We start from the raw sequence: 16,025 nt of genomic DNA on the forward strand, positions 1-16,025 counted from the left end.
AGCCTTACGGCTGAAACGGCTGGCGGTGGAACAGGTCATGTGAGCATTTCGGGCAGAGTGGCAAAACCTCCGGCGTGTAGAATGCAATATGATGATGGCACTTCTCACACACCAAATTACCTAGCCCCACCACTTCACCGCTGTGATACACCCCGTGATGATTCACATCTTTGAAGATCTCACGCCACTCTAGCTGCGTTTTATCCGTAATATCCGCCAGCTCCTGCCACAGGCTTTCCTTGATGACTCGCATAAAAACGCTGTCGGTAAACTCATCCTGACTTTCGTTATAGCTGCGGGCAAACTCTTCCAGATCGCGCTGAACAGCCTGAATCACCTGCTCGATTTCTTTCTGCGTCAGCTCCGAGCTTTCCTGCAAGGTTTTGCGGGCGCTCTGCACCAGACTGTCGAGATCGCGTTCACCATTGTTCAGCCGAGCCGTCACTGAAGCCATTAACTCGCGGTAATAGCGGGCTAGTTTATTCATGCTTCCTCCTGAATTAAGCGGGTTGAAAGGTGATAAAGCACGACTATTCGCTGTCTGGCACACCGAGCCAAAAACCGATACGTTGCCTATCTCTCTCTATTTTAGATTATTTTTTCGGTACACCTGATAAATTGTCGCCAATTTGCGCAACGCCTCGCAGTATGTCGCTCACAGATCAGAAATATTCCCCAGTCGGGCGCTGGGTGTTGTTGCCCGCGCCGCTTACGGCTATGCTATGCGGATCTTTTGTTATGAATCAGAACAGGCTACTCACGTAGCGATTCTTCACTAAACAGGACCCCTGGCAGCCATGCAAGAGCAATACCGCCCAGAAGAGATAGAAGCGGACGTCCAGCTTCACTGGCAAGAGAAGCAGACATTTAAAGTCACCGAACAGCCCGGCAAGGAAAAATACTATTGCCTTTCCATGCTGCCTTACCCTTCTGGCCGACTACATATGGGCCACGTCCGTAATTACACCATCGGCGACGTGATCTCCCGTTATCAGCGCATGCTGGGCAAGAACGTTCTGCAACCGATCGGTTGGGATGCCTTTGGCCTGCCGGCAGAAGGCGCAGCGGTTAAAAACAACACCGCGCCAGCCCCCTGGACCTACGCCAATATCGACTACATGAAAAACCAGCTCAAACTGCTGGGCTTTGGCTATGACTGGGATCGTGAAGTCGCGACCTGCAAACCAGACTACTACCGCTGGGAACAGTGGTTCTTCACCAAGCTGTACGAGAAAGGTCTGGTTTATAAAAAAACCTCCGCCGTTAACTGGTGCCCGAACGACCAGACGGTACTGGCAAACGAACAGGTTATCGACGGCTGCTGCTGGCGTTGCGACACCAAAGTCGAACGCAAAGAAATTCCACAGTGGTTTATCAAAATCACCGCTTACGCAGACCAACTGCTGAACGATCTGGATACGCTGGAAAGCTGGCCTGAACAAGTCAAAACCATGCAGCGTAACTGGATTGGCCGTTCTGAAGGTGTGGAAATCACCTTTGACGTGTCAGACAGCGACGAGAAACTGACTGTTTACACCACGCGCCCAGATACGTTCATGGGCGTGACCTACGTTGCCGTTGCCGCTGGTCACCCTCTCGCTGCGCAGGCTGCTGCAACCAACCCAGCACTGGCCGATTTCATTGCAGAATGCCGTAATACCAAAGTTGCCGAAGCCGACATGGCGACGATGGAGAAAAAAGGCATGGCCACTGGCCTGTATGCGATTCACCCGCTGAACGGTGAGAAAGTCGCTATCTGGGTCGCCAACTTCGTCCTGATGGAATACGGTACAGGCGCAGTGATGGCCGTTCCAGGCCACGACCAGCGCGACTGGGAATTTGCCACCAAATACGATCTGTCCATCAAGCCAGTTATTCTGAATGCCGATGGCAGCGAGCCCGATCTGTCCGCTCAGGCGATGACAGAAAAAGGCAGCCTGTTCAACTCTGGTGAGTTTGACGGTCTGGATTTCGAGGCTGGATTCAACGCTATTGCCGATAAGCTGGTAGAAAAAGGCATCGGCGAGCGTAAAGTCAACTATCGCCTGCGCGACTGGGGTGTCTCCCGTCAGCGTTACTGGGGCGCACCAATCCCAATGGTGACGCTGGAAGACGGCACCGTCATCCCAACGCCAGAAGATCAACTGCCGGTGATCCTGCCGGAAGATGTCGTGATGGATGGCATCACCAGCCCGCTGAAATCTAACCCGGAATGGGCGAAGACAACCGTTAACGGTCAGCCAGCGCTGCGTGAAACCGACACGTTCGACACCTTTATGGAATCTTCCTGGTACTACGCGCGCTACACCTGCCCGCAGTACGATCAGGGAATGCTGGATCCGGCTGCAGCCAACTACTGGCTGCCCGTTGACCAATACGTTGGCGGTATCGAACACGCCATCATGCACCTGATGTATTTCCGCTTCTTCCACAAACTGATGCGCGACGCGGGTCTGGTGACCTCTGATGAACCCGCCAAACGCCTGCTGTGTCAGGGCATGGTGCTGGCCGACGCCTTCTACTATCTGGGCAATAACGGCGAACGCATCTGGGTGTCTCCGACCGACGTGACCGTTGAGCGTGATGAGAAAGGACGCATCGTCAAAGCCGTCGATAACGAAGGCCGTGACGTGGTTTACGCGGGCATGAGCAAAATGTCGAAGTCTAAAAACAACGGCATCGACCCGCAGGTCATGGTAGAGAAATACGGTGCAGATACCGTGCGTCTGTTCATGATGTTTGCTTCTCCGGCGGAAATGACGCTGGAATGGCAGGAATCCGGCGTAGAGGGCGCAAACCGCTTCCTGAAACGCGTCTGGAGACAAGCCTTCGAGCATACTGAGAAAGGTGCGGTAACGTCTCTGGATATCGCTACACTGACGGAAGATCAGAAATCACTGCGCCGCGATCTGCACAAAACGATTGCTAAAGTGACCGACGATATCGGCCGTCGCCAGACCTTCAACACCGCGATCGCCGCCATCATGGAGCTGATGAACAAGCTGGCGAAAGCGCCGCAGGACAGCGATCAGGATCGCGCGCTGACGCAGGAAATCATGCTGGCCGTCGTTCGTATGCTGTATCCGTTCACGCCGCACGTTTGCTTCACGCTGTGGCAGGCACTGCAAGGTGAAGGCGACGTTGATACTGCGCCGTGGCCGGTTGCAGATGAGAACGCGATGGTTGAAGATTCCAAGCTGGTTGTTGTTCAGGTTAACGGTAAAGTACGTGGTAAAATCACCGTTGCCGCTGACGCAAGCGAAGAACAGGTTCGCGAACGCGCTGCACAGGAACCGCTGGTCGCGAAATATCTGGACGGCGTCACGGTTCGTAAAGTGATTTATGTCCCTGGCAAACTGCTTAACCTGGTTGTGGGTTAAGGCAAGGAGGAACTGTGCGACATCGTCTATTCACGTTGTTGCTGGGGCTGGCGGTGTTAATCACCGCTGGCTGCGGTTTTCATCTGCGCGGCACGACACAAGTGCCTGCGCAGTTACAAACACTGGTGCTCGACAGCAGCGATCCGTATGGTCCGCTAACGCGTGCAGTACGTGAGCAGCTCCGTCTCAGCGATGTGAAAATCGTTGACGATGCGACGCGTCAGGATATCCCGTCTCTGCGGGTACTGGGCTCAAGCGAAACGCGCGATACCGTCTCTATTTTTCAGGACGGTAAAACAGCGGAGTACCAGATGGTGCTGACGTTGCAGGCGCAGGTGCTGATGCCGGGTGAAGATATTTATCCGCTCAGCGTGACGGTGTTCCGCACGTTCTTTGATAACCCGCTGGCTGCACTGGCGAAAGATGCCGAACAGGATATCGTCCGTCAGGAAATGCGTGAGCAAGCTGCCCAGCAGTTGGTGCGTAAATTGCTGACCGTCAACGGTAGTCAGGAAGTCAAAAATCGGTTGCAGTCTACCGATTCCACCGCTGCCGCCACGCGTTCATGATTCGGCTTTACCCCGAACAACTCACCGCGCAGCTCCATGAGGGGCTGCGCGGTTGTTATTTGGTCTTTGGTTCAGACCCGCTGCTGCTGCAGGAAAGTCTCGACAGCATCAAACGGGTCGCTCAACAGCACGAATTCAGCGAGCATTTCAGCTTCATCCTGGATCTTCATACTGACTGGGATGCGATTTTCAGCACCTGTCAGGCGCTCAGCCTATTCGCCTCGCGCCAATCGCTCTTACTGGTTTTGCCGGAAAACGGCCCAAACGCCGCGATGGGTGAAAATCTGGTTAAGCTCTCTGGATTATTGCACCCCGATATTTTGCTGATTCTGCGCGGTCATAAGCTGACCAAAGCGCAGGAAAACAGCGTCTGGTTTAAATCGCTGGCGCAAGACAGCGTCTATATCAATTGTCTGACGCCAGAACAGGCCCAGCTCCCTCGCTGGGTTGCTCAGCGCGCCAAATCCATGAAATTAACGCTGGATGACCAGGCCACACAGCTCATTTGCTATTGCTATGAAGGCAACTTGCTCGCGCTGTCTCAGGCGTTAGAGCGGCTGGCACTGCTTTATCCCGATGGTAAGCTAACCCTGCCGCGCGTGGAAAGTGCGGTCAATGATGCCGCTCACTTCACCCCGTTCCACTGGCTTGATGCGCTGCTGGCAGGCAAAGGCAAACGCGCCTGGCACATTTTGCAACAGTTAAAACAGGAAGATTGCGAGCCTGTCATTTTACTGCGCACGCTACAGCGTGAACTGCTACAACTGCTGGTGCTAAAACGGCGTATGTCAGACACACCGCTGCGTACGCTCTTCGATCAGCAAAAAGTGTGGCAAAACCGGCGTGACCTGCTCACTCAGGCACTGCAGCGGCTTTCTCTTCAGCAGCTACAGCAGGCCGTACGATTGCTAACGCAGGTGGAAATAACCTTAAAGCAAGACTATGGTCAGTCCGTTTGGTCTGAACTGGAATCGCTTGCCATGCTTCTGTGCGGCAAAGCCTTGCCGGAGGCATTCATTTGAATACGTCACCCGCAGCGCCATCCCTGACCGCGTTTTTTGGCGGCACGTTTGACCCGATTCATTACGGTCACCTTCAGCCAGTGACTGCACTGGCAAAGCTCGTGGGGCTGACTCAGGTCGTCCTGATGCCCAATAACGTTCCGCCGCACCGGCAGCAGCCCGAAGCCAGTTCCCGGCAGCGTTTTCATATGGCTGAGCTGGCCGTGGAAGGCAACCCGTTATTTACCGTGGACGATCGTGAACTGCAACGGCAAACGCCCTCCTATACCATCGATACGCTGGAAGCGCTGCGGGCTGAAAAAGGCCGAGATGCACCACTGGGCTTTATCATCGGGCAAGATTCGCTGCTAACGCTGCACCACTGGCACCGCTGGCAGGATCTGCTTAGCGTCTGTCATTTGCTGGTATGCGCTCGGCCCGGCTATCGCTCGACATTGGAAACGCCCGAATTACAGCGGTGGCTGGACGATCATCTGACGCACACGCCGGCCGATCTTCATCGCCAACCGCAGGGACGGATTTTTTTAGCAGACACGCCGCTGATCACCATTTCCGCCACGGACATTCGCCAGCGTCGCCAGCAAGGTCTGGACTGTCGCGATTTATTACCTCCCGCCGTGCTCAGATACATCGACGAAAGCGGCCTGTACCAATAACGCCGCTTTTCCTGCCCATCAACCACGGGCTTTATACCACTCGGTAAAAGTGCGTGATATACTCCGCGGCTGGTTTCAATCACCGGGAAAAGCGGAAATTCTCGGCAATTACTCGGTGATTCACCTTTTTACTAAACAATTCAGCGCCGCACGCGTTCGTCAGTTGCTGACAAAACGCCATTGAGGGGGAACCTTTGCAAGGTCAAGCACTCCAAGACTTCGTTATTGATAAGGTCGATGACTTAAAAGCCCAGGATATTGTTGCACTTAACGTGCAGGGTAAGTCCAGCATCACCGATTACATGGTTATCTGTACGGGTACCTCTACGCGTCATGTCGCTTCTATCGCCGATCACGTCGTGCAATCTTCACGCGCCGCGGGTCTGATTCCACTCGGTGTTGAGGGCGAAAGCGCTGCTGACTGGGTTGTTGTCGATTTAGGTGACGTGATGGTTCATGTCATGCAAGAAGAAAGCCGCCAGTTGTACGAATTAGAAAAATTGTGGGGCTAGTATGAAACTGCAACTGGTCGCCGTTGGCACCAAAATGCCCGACTGGGTGCAGACTGGTTTCACCGATTATCTGCGCCGTTTCCCAAAGGACATGCCTTTCGAATTACTCGAAATTCCGGCGGGGAAACGGGGTAAAAATGCGGACATCAAACGCATTCTGGAGCGCGAAGGCGAACAGATGCTAGCCGCAGTAGGCAAAGGCAACCGCATTGTTACGCTGGACATACCCGGGACTCGCTGGGAGACACCGCAGTTGGCGCAACAGCTAGAGCGCTGGAAACAGGACGGGCGCGACGTCAGCTTGCTGATTGGCGGGCCAGAAGGACTTTCGCCAGAGTGCAAAGCCGCGGCAGAACAAAGCTGGTCACTTTCGCCATTAACGCTGCCCCACCCGCTTGTTCGTGTACTGGTGGCGGAGAGCCTGTACCGTGCATGGAGCATTACGACTAATCACCCTTACCATCGGGAGTAAGGCGATACGATGAAACCTGTGAAATAACGCTGGATGAAAGTAGAACGTAAACCCTTTCGTGATTATACGGCTGAGTCCGCCCTGTTTGTGCGCCGTGCTTTGGTAGCCTTTCTGGGCATTTTGCTGCTTTCCGGTGTATTAGTCGCTAATCTTTATCATCTGCAAATTGTGCGTGTTGATGACTACCGCACACGCTCTAATGAGAATCGCATTAAACTGGTTCCTATCGCGCCCAGCCGCGGCATCATCTATGACCGTAACGGCACCCCGCTGGCGCTGAACCGTACTATTTATCAGTTAGAACTGGTACCCGACAAAGTCGACAACCTTAAAGATACGCTAGAAGCTCTGCGCCCTGTCGTCGATCTGACCGATAGCGATCTGGAAAATTTTGAAAAAGAGCGCAAGCGCTCACGCCGCTTTACCTCTATTCCGGTAAAAACCGGGCTCGATGAGATTCAGGTCGCCCGTTTTGCCGTCAACCAATACCGCTTCCCCGGCGTTGAAGTGAAAGGCTACCAGCGCCGCTACTATCCCTATGGTTCTGCACTGACGCACGTCATCGGCTATGTTTCCAAAATCACCGATAAAGAAGTAGAGCGGCTGACCAAAGAAGAAAAAATTGCCGACTATGCCGCCACGCGTGACATCGGTAAGCTCGGGATTGAACGTCATTATGAAGACCTGTTGCACGGCAAGCCCGGTTATGAAGAAGTTGAGGTTAACAACCGTGGCCGCGTGATCCGCCAACTCCACGAACAGCCACCGCAGGCCGGGCGTGATATTTATCTGACGCTGGATCTAAGCCTGCAAATCTACATCGAGAAACTGCTGGAAGGCAGCCGTGCGGCCGTGATTGTCACCGATCCACGCGACGGCGGTATTCTGGCGATGGTTTCCACGCCCAGTTACGATCCCAATCTCTTTGTCGACGGGATTTCCACTAAGAATTACGCAAAACTCCAAAGCGATCCCGATCGTCCGCTGATCAATCGCGCGACACAGGGGATTTACCCACCCGCCTCTACCGTTAAACCTTATATCGCGGTTTCCGCCCTGACGGCGGGCGTGATTACCACGAACACCAGCCTGTTCGATCCTGGCTGGTGGCAATTGCCGGGCTCCGAAAAGCGCTTCCGCGACTGGAAAAAATGGGGGCATGGTCGCCTTAACCTCACCAAATCGCTGGAAGAATCCGCGGATACGTTCTTCTATCAGGTCGCTTATGACATGGGCATCGATCGCCTATCCGAATGGATGAATAAATTTGGTTATGGTGAGAAAACCGGCATCGATATTTCGGAAGAAAGTGCCGGCAACATGCCAACCCGTGAGTGGAAACTCAGGCGATTTAAGAAACCCTGGTATCAGGGAGACACCATTCCCGTCGGGATTGGCCAAGGTTACTGGACGGCAACCCCTATCCAGATGAATAAGGCATTGGTCACGCTCATCAACGACGGTCAGGTCAAAACGCCACACCTGCTTTATAGTTCGCGGGAAAATGGTGTTATCGTGCCTTTCCGACAAACTGAGAATCTACAGATTGGTAATATCCACTCTGGCTATTGGGAAGTGGCGAAGGACGGAATGTATGGCGTGGCTAACCGCGCTAACGGCACCGCACACAAGAGTTTCGATGATGCGCCTTATAAAATTGCGGCAAAATCCGGTACGGCGCAGGTTTTCGGCCTGAAAGAAAACGAAACTTATAATGCGCATAAGATCGCAGAACATCTGCGTGACCATAAATTAATGGTTGCGTTTGCCCCGTATAAGGACCCAAAAGTCGCGATGTCGATTATTCTGGAAAACGGTGGAGCAGGCCCGACCGTGGGTGCTATCACTCGCCAGATTCTTGATCATATCCTGCTGGGTGATAACAATACCGATTTACCCAGTGCGCCTCCTGCGCCGCCGGGTAGCGAGAGTGAGTAACAGACAGTCATGACCGATAGCCAACAAAAGGGATCGTTCTGGGCGAAAATCCACATCGATCTGCCATTCCTTCTCTGCATCCTGGCACTGCTAGGCTATAGCCTATTTGTTTTATGGAGCGCCAGCGGGCAAGACATCGACATGATGGAACGCAAAGTCGTTCAAATCGTGTTGGGGCTTACGGTGATGATCGTGATGGCGCAAATCCCCCCACGCGTGTACGAAGGCTGGGCGCCCTACCTCTATATCGTCTGCGTAATTTTGCTGCTCATCGTGGATATTTTTGGGCAAATCAGTAAAGGCGCACAGCGCTGGCTGGATCTGGGCTTTATCCGTTTTCAGCCGTCAGAAATTGCCAAGATCGCCGTACCGCTGATGGTCGCACGTTTTATCAACCGTGATATGTGCCCGCCGTCGTTAAAAAATACGGCCATCGCGCTGGTGCTGATTTTTGTCCCCACGCTGCTGGTTGCCGCGCAGCCCGACTTAGGCACCTCGATTCTGATCGCGCTCTCAGGGCTATTTGTGCTTTTCCTCGCCGGTATGAGCTGGCGCTTGATTGGCATCGCCGTCCTGCTACTCGCTGCTTTTATTCCTATACTCTGGTTTTTCCTGATGCATGATTATCAGCGCGCCAGGGTCATGATGCTGCTCGATCCAGAAAGCGATCCGCTCGGAGCCGGGTACCATATTATTCAGTCGAAAATTGCGATAGGCTCAGGCGGGCTGTCTGGAAAAGGCTGGCTGCATGGCACCCAGTCTCAGTTAGAGTTTCTGCCAGAGCGCCACACCGACTTTATCTTTGCCGTGCTGTCTGAAGAGCTTGGGTTAATCGGTGTGTTGGTTCTGCTCGCGATGTATCTGTTCATGATTATGCGTGGCTTGGTCATCGCCGCAAATGCGCAAACCTCGTTCGGCCGGGTGATGGTCGGCGGGCTGATGTTGATTCTGTTTTTCTATGTGTTCGTCAATATCGGGATGGTCAGCGGTATACTTCCTGTCGTTGGCGTGCCGCTACCGCTAGTCAGCTACGGTGGGTCGGCGCTGGTCGTCTTAATGGCGGGGTTCGGTATCGTCATGTCGATACATACTCACCGCAAACTGCTATCTAAGAATTTATAACACGAGGTGAGCAATGCGTAAGGATTGGCTTTGGGTCGGCGTAGCAACTCTGGCGCTTGCGGCCTGTACCACAACGGAACAGCGGCAGCCTGCGCCGCCCGTAACCCAGGTTTACAACGGACCGACGGAAGAGATCGGTGGCGCAGAACCGCGTTATGAACCCTACAATCAGGGTACGCTGCAAGACTACAGCATCAAAGGCAAGAGCTATAAGATTGTCAAAAACCCGCAAAATTTTAGCGAGACAGGTTTAGCCGCATGGTACGGCGAAGAAGCCAGCGGTAACCGCACGTCAATCGGCGAAACGTTTGATCCTAATGCGATAACCGCCGCCCACCCAACGCTGCCTCTGCCAAGCTATGTCCGCGTGACCAACCTGAGTAACGGTCGCCGTCTGGTAGTACGCGTGAACGACCGCGGGCCGTATACGCCGGGCAGAATTATCGATCTGTCCAAGGCCGCAGGCGATCGGCTGAATATCTCGAACAATACCAAAGTAAAAGTGGACTTCATCAACGTCGCACCAGACGGCACGCTCTCCGGTCCCGGAACCGTCGGCACCACCGTCGCTAAGCAAAGCTTCGCCCTGCCGGAACGTCCGAGCTTCGGTGCCAGTGGGCTGGGCACACCGATGATGGAAACGACGTCGCCAACGCCCAACAGCGCCGTGCGCCCGATCAGCAATAGCAGCCTGAGTGCACCAGCAGAAAGCACACAGCCGCAGAGCAGCGCGCCGTCGCACAGCGGTGGTTTTCTGGGGGCACCTTCCGCCCTGCGTGCTGGCGTAGTTGAGTCCAGCGTGACGCCAGCGGTAGCGCCATCGTCATCCGCTGCGCCAATGAACGCCGCGCCAGCTGCAGCGGTTGCCGCTCCCGCGACTGCAACGCCATCTGCCACGGGGCGCTATGTGGTTCAGGTCGGTGCATTGAGCGATCAACAGCGCGCGCAAACCTGGCAGCGCAGCCTGAGCGAACGCTTCCGCGTGGCCGGGAAAGTCACGGCGAGCGGCGGCCTGTATCGTATTCAACTGGGGCCATTCCAGAATCGTCAGCAAGCCGCTGAACTTCAACAACGTTTGTCAGTCGAAGCTCAGCAGCAGTCGTTTATTACCGCCGCACCCAGCACCCTCTAGTAACAGATAATCGGCAGACTCACGCAGCGAAAACGGCGGCTATGGCATTGAACATACCGCCCTTTTGCAAAATCACGTAACGTAATGTCTGATGCCTGCCTATTTGCCATCTGCTATAGTGTGGCTCGTTTTTTAACTCATACCCACGGATGTTGTTGTTCCAATCATGAATACTGTAAACACGTCTCGTTTTACTAAACGTACTGCGCTTGGCGCACTGCTCGCCATTAGCGCCTCTTCCTTTGCCTATGCCGAAGATATCAATCTTAAAACGATGATCCCTGGCGTCCCGCAAATCGATGCTGAATCCTACATCCTGATTGATTACAACTCTGGGAAAGTGTTGGCGGAAATGAATGCCGACACGCGCCGCGATCCGGCCAGCTTAACGAAAATGATGACCAGCTATGTGATTGGTCAGGCCATTAAATCAGGAAAAATCAGCCCGAATGACATCGTTACCGTCGGTAAAGATGCCTGGGCAACCGGCAACCCGACCTTCCAGGGCTCTTCCCTGATGTTCCTGAAACCGGGCGACCGCGTTCCTGTCTCCCAGTTAAACCGAGGCATCATTCTGCAATCCGGTAACGATGCCTGCGTCGCGATGGCTGACTACGTTGCCGGCAGTCAGGATGCCTTTGTTAACCTGATGAACGGTTACGTGAAAGCACTGGGGCTGAAAAATACCAATTTTGAAACCGTGCACGGCCTTGATGCGCCGGGCCAGTTCAGTTCGGCACGCGATATGGCCCTGATCGGTCAGGCGCTGATCCGCGATGTGCCAGAAGAATATGCGACCTACAAAGAGAAAGAGTTCACGTTCAACAATATTCGCCAGCCTAACCGCAACGGCTTGCTGTGGGATTCCAGCCTGAATGTTGACGGCATCAAAACGGGCCATACGTCATCAGCGGGCTTTAATCTGGTCGCCTCAGCAACAGAAGGCCAGATGCGCCTGATTTCTGCGGTACTGGGTGGACGTAACGCCAAAGGCCGCGAATCAGAAAGTAAGAAACTGCTGACCTGGGGCTTCCGCTTCTTTGAAACCGTCGCGCCATTGAAAGCAGGCAAAGAATTCGCTTCTGAGCCCGTCTGGTTTGGCGACAGCGACCGCGTTGCGCTGGGTGTTGAGAAAGATGCCTACCTGACTATTCCGCGCGGCCGTATGAAAGATCTGAAAGCCAGCTATGTTCTGGACAACACGGAACTGCATGCGCCGTTAGCTAAAAATCAGGTTGTGGGTTCCATCAACTTCCAACTGGATGGTAAAACCATCGATCAGCGCCCGCTGGTGGTCATGAACGAAGTGAAGGAAGGTGGAATCTTTGGCCGCATGATCGACTACATCAAACTGATGTTCCATCACTGGTTCGGCTAATCCCCCTTGTGTGGGGCCAAAACGTCCCCATATAGATACCATCCATAACTCCCGCAGAACGCGGGAGTTATGCTTTTTTAGTATACTGTACTGATGTCAGTGCTAATACCGTCGGAATAATGCCGACGTATTACCCTCTCTGGAGCGCAAATGAAAACCAAATTAAACGAACTGCTTGAATTCCCCTGTGTTTTTACCTACAAGGTCATGGGTGAGGCAAAACCAGAGTTGCTCGATCTGGTCGTTGAAGTGGTACAGCGTCATGCGCCAGGCGACTACACGCCGCAGATCAAGCCCAGCAGCAAAGGGAATTATCACTCCGTTTCCATCACCATTACTGCAACACACATTGAGCAGGTGGAAACGCTGTACGAAGAACTGGGCAACATCGAAATCGTGCGCATGGTTCTGTAAAGCATAGAATTCTGTAAGACATAGAGTTCTGTAAAAGTCATACTGTAATCAAAATGTGCGGGAAAACTGGCGAGTGCGGCAGGGTTTTGTGATTTTGCAAAGTGCTGTTCGCTGAGGCTTCCCGCCGTTATAATCCCCCCACCTTTCCTTAACCTGAAGATGACACACTTGCTACAGGATAAGATCATCGTACGCCAATTTGACGTACAGCCGTATGAACCCGTCTCTCTGGCGATGCATAATTTCACCGACCGACGTGATGATAAAACTCCAGATGAAATCTGGCTGGTTCAGCACCCTCGCGTATTTACGCAGGGTCAGGCAGGCAAAGCCGAACATGTCCTCATGCCCGGTGATATTCCCGTGATTCAGAGCGACAGAGGCGGTCAGGTGACCTACCACGGCCCTGGTCAGCAGGTCATGTACGTGTTGATTGACCTGAAGCGTCGCAAGCTCGGCGTTCGTCAGCTCGTCACTGCCATCGAAAACACCGTGATCGGCACACTGGCACATTTCCAGATTGAAGCCCATGCGCGCCCCGATGCGCCCGGCGTTTACGTAGGTGAGCGTAAAATCTGTTCGCTAGGGCTGCGTATTCGCAAAGGCTGCTCTTTCCACGGGCTGGCGCTCAATATTGCCATGGATCTCTCCCCTTTCCTGCGTATCAACCCGTGTGGTTACGCCGGAATGGAGATGACGCAACTCAGCGATCTGGTGCCAGGCGTCACAGTGGATGACACCGCCCCTGTGCTGGTGAACACCTTTTTGCAGTTAGTCGGCTACTCCGCACCCGAATTTGTTTCGTGGAATCTGGACGTTCAGGGTGAGCCGCTTCCTGGTTAACGCATTTCATCTTGTTAATAAAAATCAGTCAGGTAGACGATCGTTTTTTGATAAATTACATTTTATTCACATAATTTCTTCATTTTGATCGCGCAAAGGCTGATTGTAGTTAGGCAAGATGATATAATTTTTATAGTTTTTTAAAAAAAAGTTTAACTAAAAACATAATCCTTTGAATTTGAATTACAAATTTAAAGAAACGATTCAGAACTGGAACTTACGCAAACATGAGTAAACCGATTCAGATCGAACGCGGCGTTAAATACCGCGATGCCGATAAGATGGCGCTAATCCCGGTGCGCACCGTCGTCACCGAACGCCAAGAGCTTCTGCGCAAACCTGAATGGATGAAGATTAAACTTCCGGCAGATTCAAGCCGTATTCAGGGAATCAAAGCGGCCATGCGCAAAAACGGGTTGCACTCAGTTTGCGAAGAAGCGTCCTGTCCGAATCTGGCGGAATGTTTCAACCACGGTACCGCCACCTTCATGATTCTGGGTGCCATTTGTACCCGTCGCTGCCCGTTCTGTGACGTTGCCCACGGCCGACCGCTTACGCCGGACGCCAATGAGCCTGAGAAACTGGCACAGACCATTCATGACATGGGCTTACGCTATGTCGTGATCACCTCCGTTGACCGTGATGATCTGCGCGACGGCGGAGCCCAGCACTTTGCGGACTGCATTAACGCCATTCGCCGCAAAAATCCGAGTATCCGCATCGAAACGCTGGTGCCAGACTTCCGTGGCCGTATGGATCGCGCGTTAGAGATCCTGACCGCCACGCCGCCAGATGTGTTCAACCACAATCTGGAAAACGTACCACGCGTTTACCGTCAGGTCCGCCCTGGTGCGAACTATGAGTGGTCACTGAAGCTGCTGGAAAACTTTAAAAAAGCGCATCCAGATATCCCAACCAAGTCTGGCCTGATGGTTGGATTGGGGGAAACCAATGCGGAAATCGTGGAAGTGATGCGTGACCTGCGCCGCCACGGTGTGACGATGCTAACGCTGGGACAATATTTACAGCCGAGCCGCCATCACCTGCCAGTACAGCGCTACGTCAGCCCGGATGAATTCGATGAAATGAAGGCCGAAGCGATGGCGATGGGCTTTACCCACGCTGCCTGCGGTCCATTTGTTCGCTCGTCCTACCATGCCGACCTACAGGCAAAGGGCATCGAAGTAAAATAAACGCTCATACATATTTACACATTTTTTGTGTGGGATAAAAAACGGACGGCAATTGCCGTCCGTTTTGCTGTGTGAGATGCGATCAGGGTTCTTTACGAGATGAATCATGCAGCGCTGCCGTATCATCCGTCTTTGCCGGCTGCTCGTCACTCATCGCCTTCTTGAAGCCTTTAATCGCCGCGCCCAAGTCACCGCCGAGGCTACGAAGTTTATTCGTACCGAACAGCAGAATGATTAACGCACCAATCACCAACAGCTTGGCAATGCTGATACCTTCCATACAAACCTACCTGATTTAGATGCTGGAGACGCCAGCGAACGAGAACGATTTTTATTGAAAATAATTCTTTTATTCTATGTCCTCTATCTAAAACCTTATGCAGCACGACACAATTAGCATCTGTAACAAATTGCATCTATAACAAAGTAAGACGCGGCAAAAGCACTTTCGCCCGTATTCAGATTGCTTTACAACTTTCGCCTCGGCACCACTACAAAAGTCCCTTCTGACGGCGTAAACTTGCCCTACTAAAGCGGAGATGACATTCCTCCCTACCCTCGCGCAGCCAAAACGCTGACAGCCTTAAAAACAGGGTACAACCGCCACTCGGCTAATGATGTCTACGTCCACCTCGCAGAGAGGGCGTAGCATCCTGCCCCATACTCTCCGAGACCACAAAACAATTCAGGCAAAACAACCCAAGAAAGGTTTCTATGTTTAGTACATTACTCGCGGTATTTATTGGTGGCGGAGTCGGTAGCGTGGCGCGCTGGCAGCTTGGCATGAAGTTTAACAATCTGTATCCAACGCTGCCGCTGGGCACTCTGCTTGCCAACGTGATCGGGGCTTTTGTTATTGGCGGCGCACTCGCTTTCTTCCTGCGCCATCCTCATCTCGATCAGGACTGGAAAATATTGATTACCACCGGGCTGTGCGGCGGCTTAACGACGTTTTCGACCTTTTCCGCAGAGGTCGTCATGTTCATGCAAAGTGGGCAGCTTGCAGCGGCGGGGTTACACGTCCTGTTGAATCTGGCGGGTTCGTTGCTCATGACCGCACTGGCGTTTTCGCTGGTCACGTGGATGACAACACACTGAGGTCACGCGAAAATTGATAGCACGTGGAAAATGAAGCAAAAAAAACCCGCCATAGGCGGGTTTTTCACGAAATCGGTATAATTAAATAGCGTTAACGTTAGCAGCTGAAGGACCTTTGGCACCGTCAGTGATTTCGAACTCTACACGCTGACCTTCAGCCAGAGTTTTGAAACCATTGCTCTGAATGGCAGAGAAGTGTACGAACACGTCTTTGCTACCATCTTCAGGAGTGATGAAACCGAAGCCTTTAGACTCATTGAACCACTTAACACTACCTTTAATCTTAGACATCAAAC

17 protein-coding genes and 1 riboswitch are annotated in these 16,025 nt (G+C 53.0%); of the genes, 14 read left to right on the forward strand and 3 right to left on the reverse strand.

The window, feature by feature from the left end; translation table 11 throughout:
- Positions 1-4: 4 nt before the first annotated feature.
- Entirely contained in the window at positions 5-487 is a 483-nt protein-coding gene (locus tag Q3A88_RS05725; RefSeq protein WP_317177566.1) for a zinc ribbon-containing protein, read from the reverse strand.
- Positions 488-797: 310 nt separating this feature from the next.
- On the opposite strand from Q3A88_RS05725, the gene leuS reads away from it, so the two are divergent.
- From leuS to lipA, 13 genes are all read left to right on the forward strand, one after another.
- Positions 798-3,380 carry a leucine--tRNA ligase gene (gene leuS / locus Q3A88_RS05730; RefSeq protein WP_317177567.1) on the forward strand — a complete coding sequence of 861 codons (2,583 nt, stop codon included), beginning with the start codon at positions 798-800 and terminating at the stop codon, positions 3,378-3,380.
- A gap of 14 nt (positions 3,381-3,394) precedes the next feature.
- Positions 3,395-3,949, forward strand: coding sequence for an LPS assembly lipoprotein LptE (lptE, locus tag Q3A88_RS05735; RefSeq protein ID WP_010284054.1), 555 nt, complete (start codon positions 3,395-3,397; stop codon positions 3,947-3,949).
- Positions 3,946-4,971, forward strand: a complete 1,026-nt coding sequence (gene holA, locus Q3A88_RS05740) for a DNA polymerase III subunit delta (protein ID WP_317177568.1) — start codon at positions 3,946-3,948, stop codon at positions 4,969-4,971. The genes lptE and holA overlap by 4 nt, the downstream gene beginning before the upstream one ends.
- Positions 4,938-5,627 carry a nicotinate-nucleotide adenylyltransferase gene (gene nadD / locus Q3A88_RS05745; protein WP_317177569.1) on the forward strand — a complete coding sequence of 230 codons (690 nt, stop codon included), beginning with the start codon at positions 4,938-4,940 and terminating at the stop codon, positions 5,625-5,627. Before holA ends, nadD begins: the two co-directional genes overlap by 34 nt.
- A gap of 194 nt (positions 5,628-5,821) precedes the next feature.
- Positions 5,822-6,139, forward strand: coding sequence for a ribosome silencing factor (gene rsfS, locus Q3A88_RS05750; protein WP_010284049.1), 318 nt, complete (start codon positions 5,822-5,824; stop codon positions 6,137-6,139).
- Position 6,140: 1 nt separating this feature from the next.
- Positions 6,141-6,611 (forward strand): 23S rRNA (pseudouridine(1915)-N(3))-methyltransferase RlmH, encoded by a 471-nt coding sequence (rlmH, locus tag Q3A88_RS05755; RefSeq protein WP_005976291.1) that lies wholly within the window; start codon positions 6,141-6,143, stop codon positions 6,609-6,611.
- A 33-nt stretch (positions 6,612-6,644) separates the two neighbouring features.
- The gene (gene mrdA / locus Q3A88_RS05760; RefSeq protein WP_110163645.1) at positions 6,645-8,549 is read left to right on the forward strand and encodes a peptidoglycan DD-transpeptidase MrdA; all 1,905 of its coding nucleotides are present in this window, start codon (positions 6,645-6,647) and stop codon (positions 8,547-8,549) included.
- Between the two features lie 9 nt (positions 8,550-8,558).
- A complete protein-coding gene (gene mrdB, locus Q3A88_RS05765; RefSeq protein WP_039275324.1) occupies positions 8,559-9,671 on the forward strand; it encodes a peptidoglycan glycosyltransferase MrdB in 1,113 nt (370 codons plus the stop codon).
- A gap of 13 nt (positions 9,672-9,684) precedes the next feature.
- The gene (gene rlpA / locus Q3A88_RS05770) at positions 9,685-10,803 is read left to right on the forward strand and encodes an endolytic peptidoglycan transglycosylase RlpA (RefSeq protein ID WP_110163646.1); all 1,119 of its coding nucleotides are present in this window, start codon (positions 9,685-9,687) and stop codon (positions 10,801-10,803) included.
- 166 nt (positions 10,804-10,969) lie between these two features.
- Positions 10,970-12,181 (forward strand): D-alanyl-D-alanine carboxypeptidase DacA, encoded by a 1,212-nt coding sequence (dacA, locus tag Q3A88_RS05775; RefSeq protein WP_010284040.1) that lies wholly within the window; start codon positions 10,970-10,972, stop codon positions 12,179-12,181.
- A gap of 150 nt (positions 12,182-12,331) precedes the next feature.
- On the forward strand, positions 12,332-12,595 hold the full coding sequence (ybeD, locus tag Q3A88_RS05780) for a DUF493 family protein YbeD (protein ID WP_110163647.1): 264 nt from the start codon (positions 12,332-12,334) through the stop codon (positions 12,593-12,595).
- Between the two features lie 159 nt (positions 12,596-12,754).
- On the forward strand, positions 12,755-13,438 hold the full coding sequence (gene lipB, locus Q3A88_RS05785; protein WP_174435849.1) for a lipoyl(octanoyl) transferase LipB: 684 nt from the start codon (positions 12,755-12,757) through the stop codon (positions 13,436-13,438).
- Between the two features lie 227 nt (positions 13,439-13,665).
- The gene (gene lipA, locus Q3A88_RS05790; RefSeq protein ID WP_110163648.1) at positions 13,666-14,631 is read left to right on the forward strand and encodes a lipoyl synthase; all 966 of its coding nucleotides are present in this window, start codon (positions 13,666-13,668) and stop codon (positions 14,629-14,631) included.
- Positions 14,632-14,713: 82 nt separating this feature from the next.
- Here lipA and tatA read toward each other — a convergent pair whose 3' ends face one another.
- The gene (tatA, locus tag Q3A88_RS05795) at positions 14,714-14,911 is read right to left on the reverse strand and encodes a Sec-independent protein translocase subunit TatA (protein ID WP_039275319.1); all 198 of its coding nucleotides are present in this window, start codon (positions 14,909-14,911) and stop codon (positions 14,714-14,716) included.
- Between the two features lie 246 nt (positions 14,912-15,157).
- Positions 15,158-15,262: riboswitch (Fluoride riboswitch) on the forward strand.
- Positions 15,263-15,345: 83 nt separating this feature from the next.
- Between tatA and crcB the strand changes: the two genes are divergently transcribed.
- Positions 15,346-15,729: a fluoride efflux transporter CrcB gene (gene crcB / locus Q3A88_RS05800; protein ID WP_317177570.1), complete on the forward strand. Its 384-nt coding sequence runs from the start codon at positions 15,346-15,348 to the stop codon at positions 15,727-15,729.
- A gap of 81 nt (positions 15,730-15,810) precedes the next feature.
- Here crcB and cspE read toward each other — a convergent pair whose 3' ends face one another.
- Positions 15,811-16,020, reverse strand: coding sequence for a transcription antiterminator/RNA stability regulator CspE (cspE, locus tag Q3A88_RS05805; protein ID WP_005976270.1), 210 nt, complete (start codon positions 16,018-16,020; stop codon positions 15,811-15,813).
- Positions 16,021-16,025: the final 5 nt, after the last annotated feature.

Source organism: Pectobacterium sp. HCp5_1 (assembly GCF_032905925.1).
GTDB lineage: Bacteria > Pseudomonadota > Gammaproteobacteria > Enterobacterales > Enterobacteriaceae > Pectobacterium > Pectobacterium brasiliense_A.

What these genes read in the sequence shown, in the direction of transcription:
- tatA (WP_039275319.1), bottom strand. Translation starts at nt 14,911, where the DNA reads ATGGAAGGTATCAGCATTGCCAAGCTGTTGGTGATTGGTGCGTTAATC.
- lipB (WP_174435849.1), top strand. Translation starts at nt 12,755, where the DNA reads ATGACACACTTGCTACAGGATAAGATCATCGTACGCCAATTTGACGTA.
- leuS (WP_317177567.1), top strand. Translation starts at nt 798, where the DNA reads ATGCAAGAGCAATACCGCCCAGAAGAGATAGAAGCGGACGTCCAGCTT.
- mrdA (WP_110163645.1), top strand. Translation starts at nt 6,645, where the DNA reads ATGAAAGTAGAACGTAAACCCTTTCGTGATTATACGGCTGAGTCCGCC.
- holA (WP_317177568.1), top strand. Translation starts at nt 3,946, where the DNA reads ATGATTCGGCTTTACCCCGAACAACTCACCGCGCAGCTCCATGAGGGG.
- rlpA (WP_110163646.1), top strand. Translation starts at nt 9,685, where the DNA reads ATGCGTAAGGATTGGCTTTGGGTCGGCGTAGCAACTCTGGCGCTTGCG.
- dacA (WP_010284040.1), top strand. Translation starts at nt 10,970, where the DNA reads ATGAATACTGTAAACACGTCTCGTTTTACTAAACGTACTGCGCTTGGC.
- crcB (WP_317177570.1), top strand. Translation starts at nt 15,346, where the DNA reads ATGTTTAGTACATTACTCGCGGTATTTATTGGTGGCGGAGTCGGTAGC.
- lipA (WP_110163648.1), top strand. Translation starts at nt 13,666, where the DNA reads ATGAGTAAACCGATTCAGATCGAACGCGGCGTTAAATACCGCGATGCC.
- ybeD (WP_110163647.1), top strand. Translation starts at nt 12,332, where the DNA reads ATGAAAACCAAATTAAACGAACTGCTTGAATTCCCCTGTGTTTTTACC.
- cspE (WP_005976270.1), bottom strand. Translation starts at nt 16,020, where the DNA reads ATGTCTAAGATTAAAGGTAGTGTTAAGTGGTTCAATGAGTCTAAAGGC.
- rlmH (WP_005976291.1), top strand. Translation starts at nt 6,141, where the DNA reads ATGAAACTGCAACTGGTCGCCGTTGGCACCAAAATGCCCGACTGGGTG.
- mrdB (WP_039275324.1), top strand. Translation starts at nt 8,559, where the DNA reads ATGACCGATAGCCAACAAAAGGGATCGTTCTGGGCGAAAATCCACATC.
- Q3A88_RS05725 (WP_317177566.1), bottom strand. Translation starts at nt 487, where the DNA reads ATGAATAAACTAGCCCGCTATTACCGCGAGTTAATGGCTTCAGTGACG.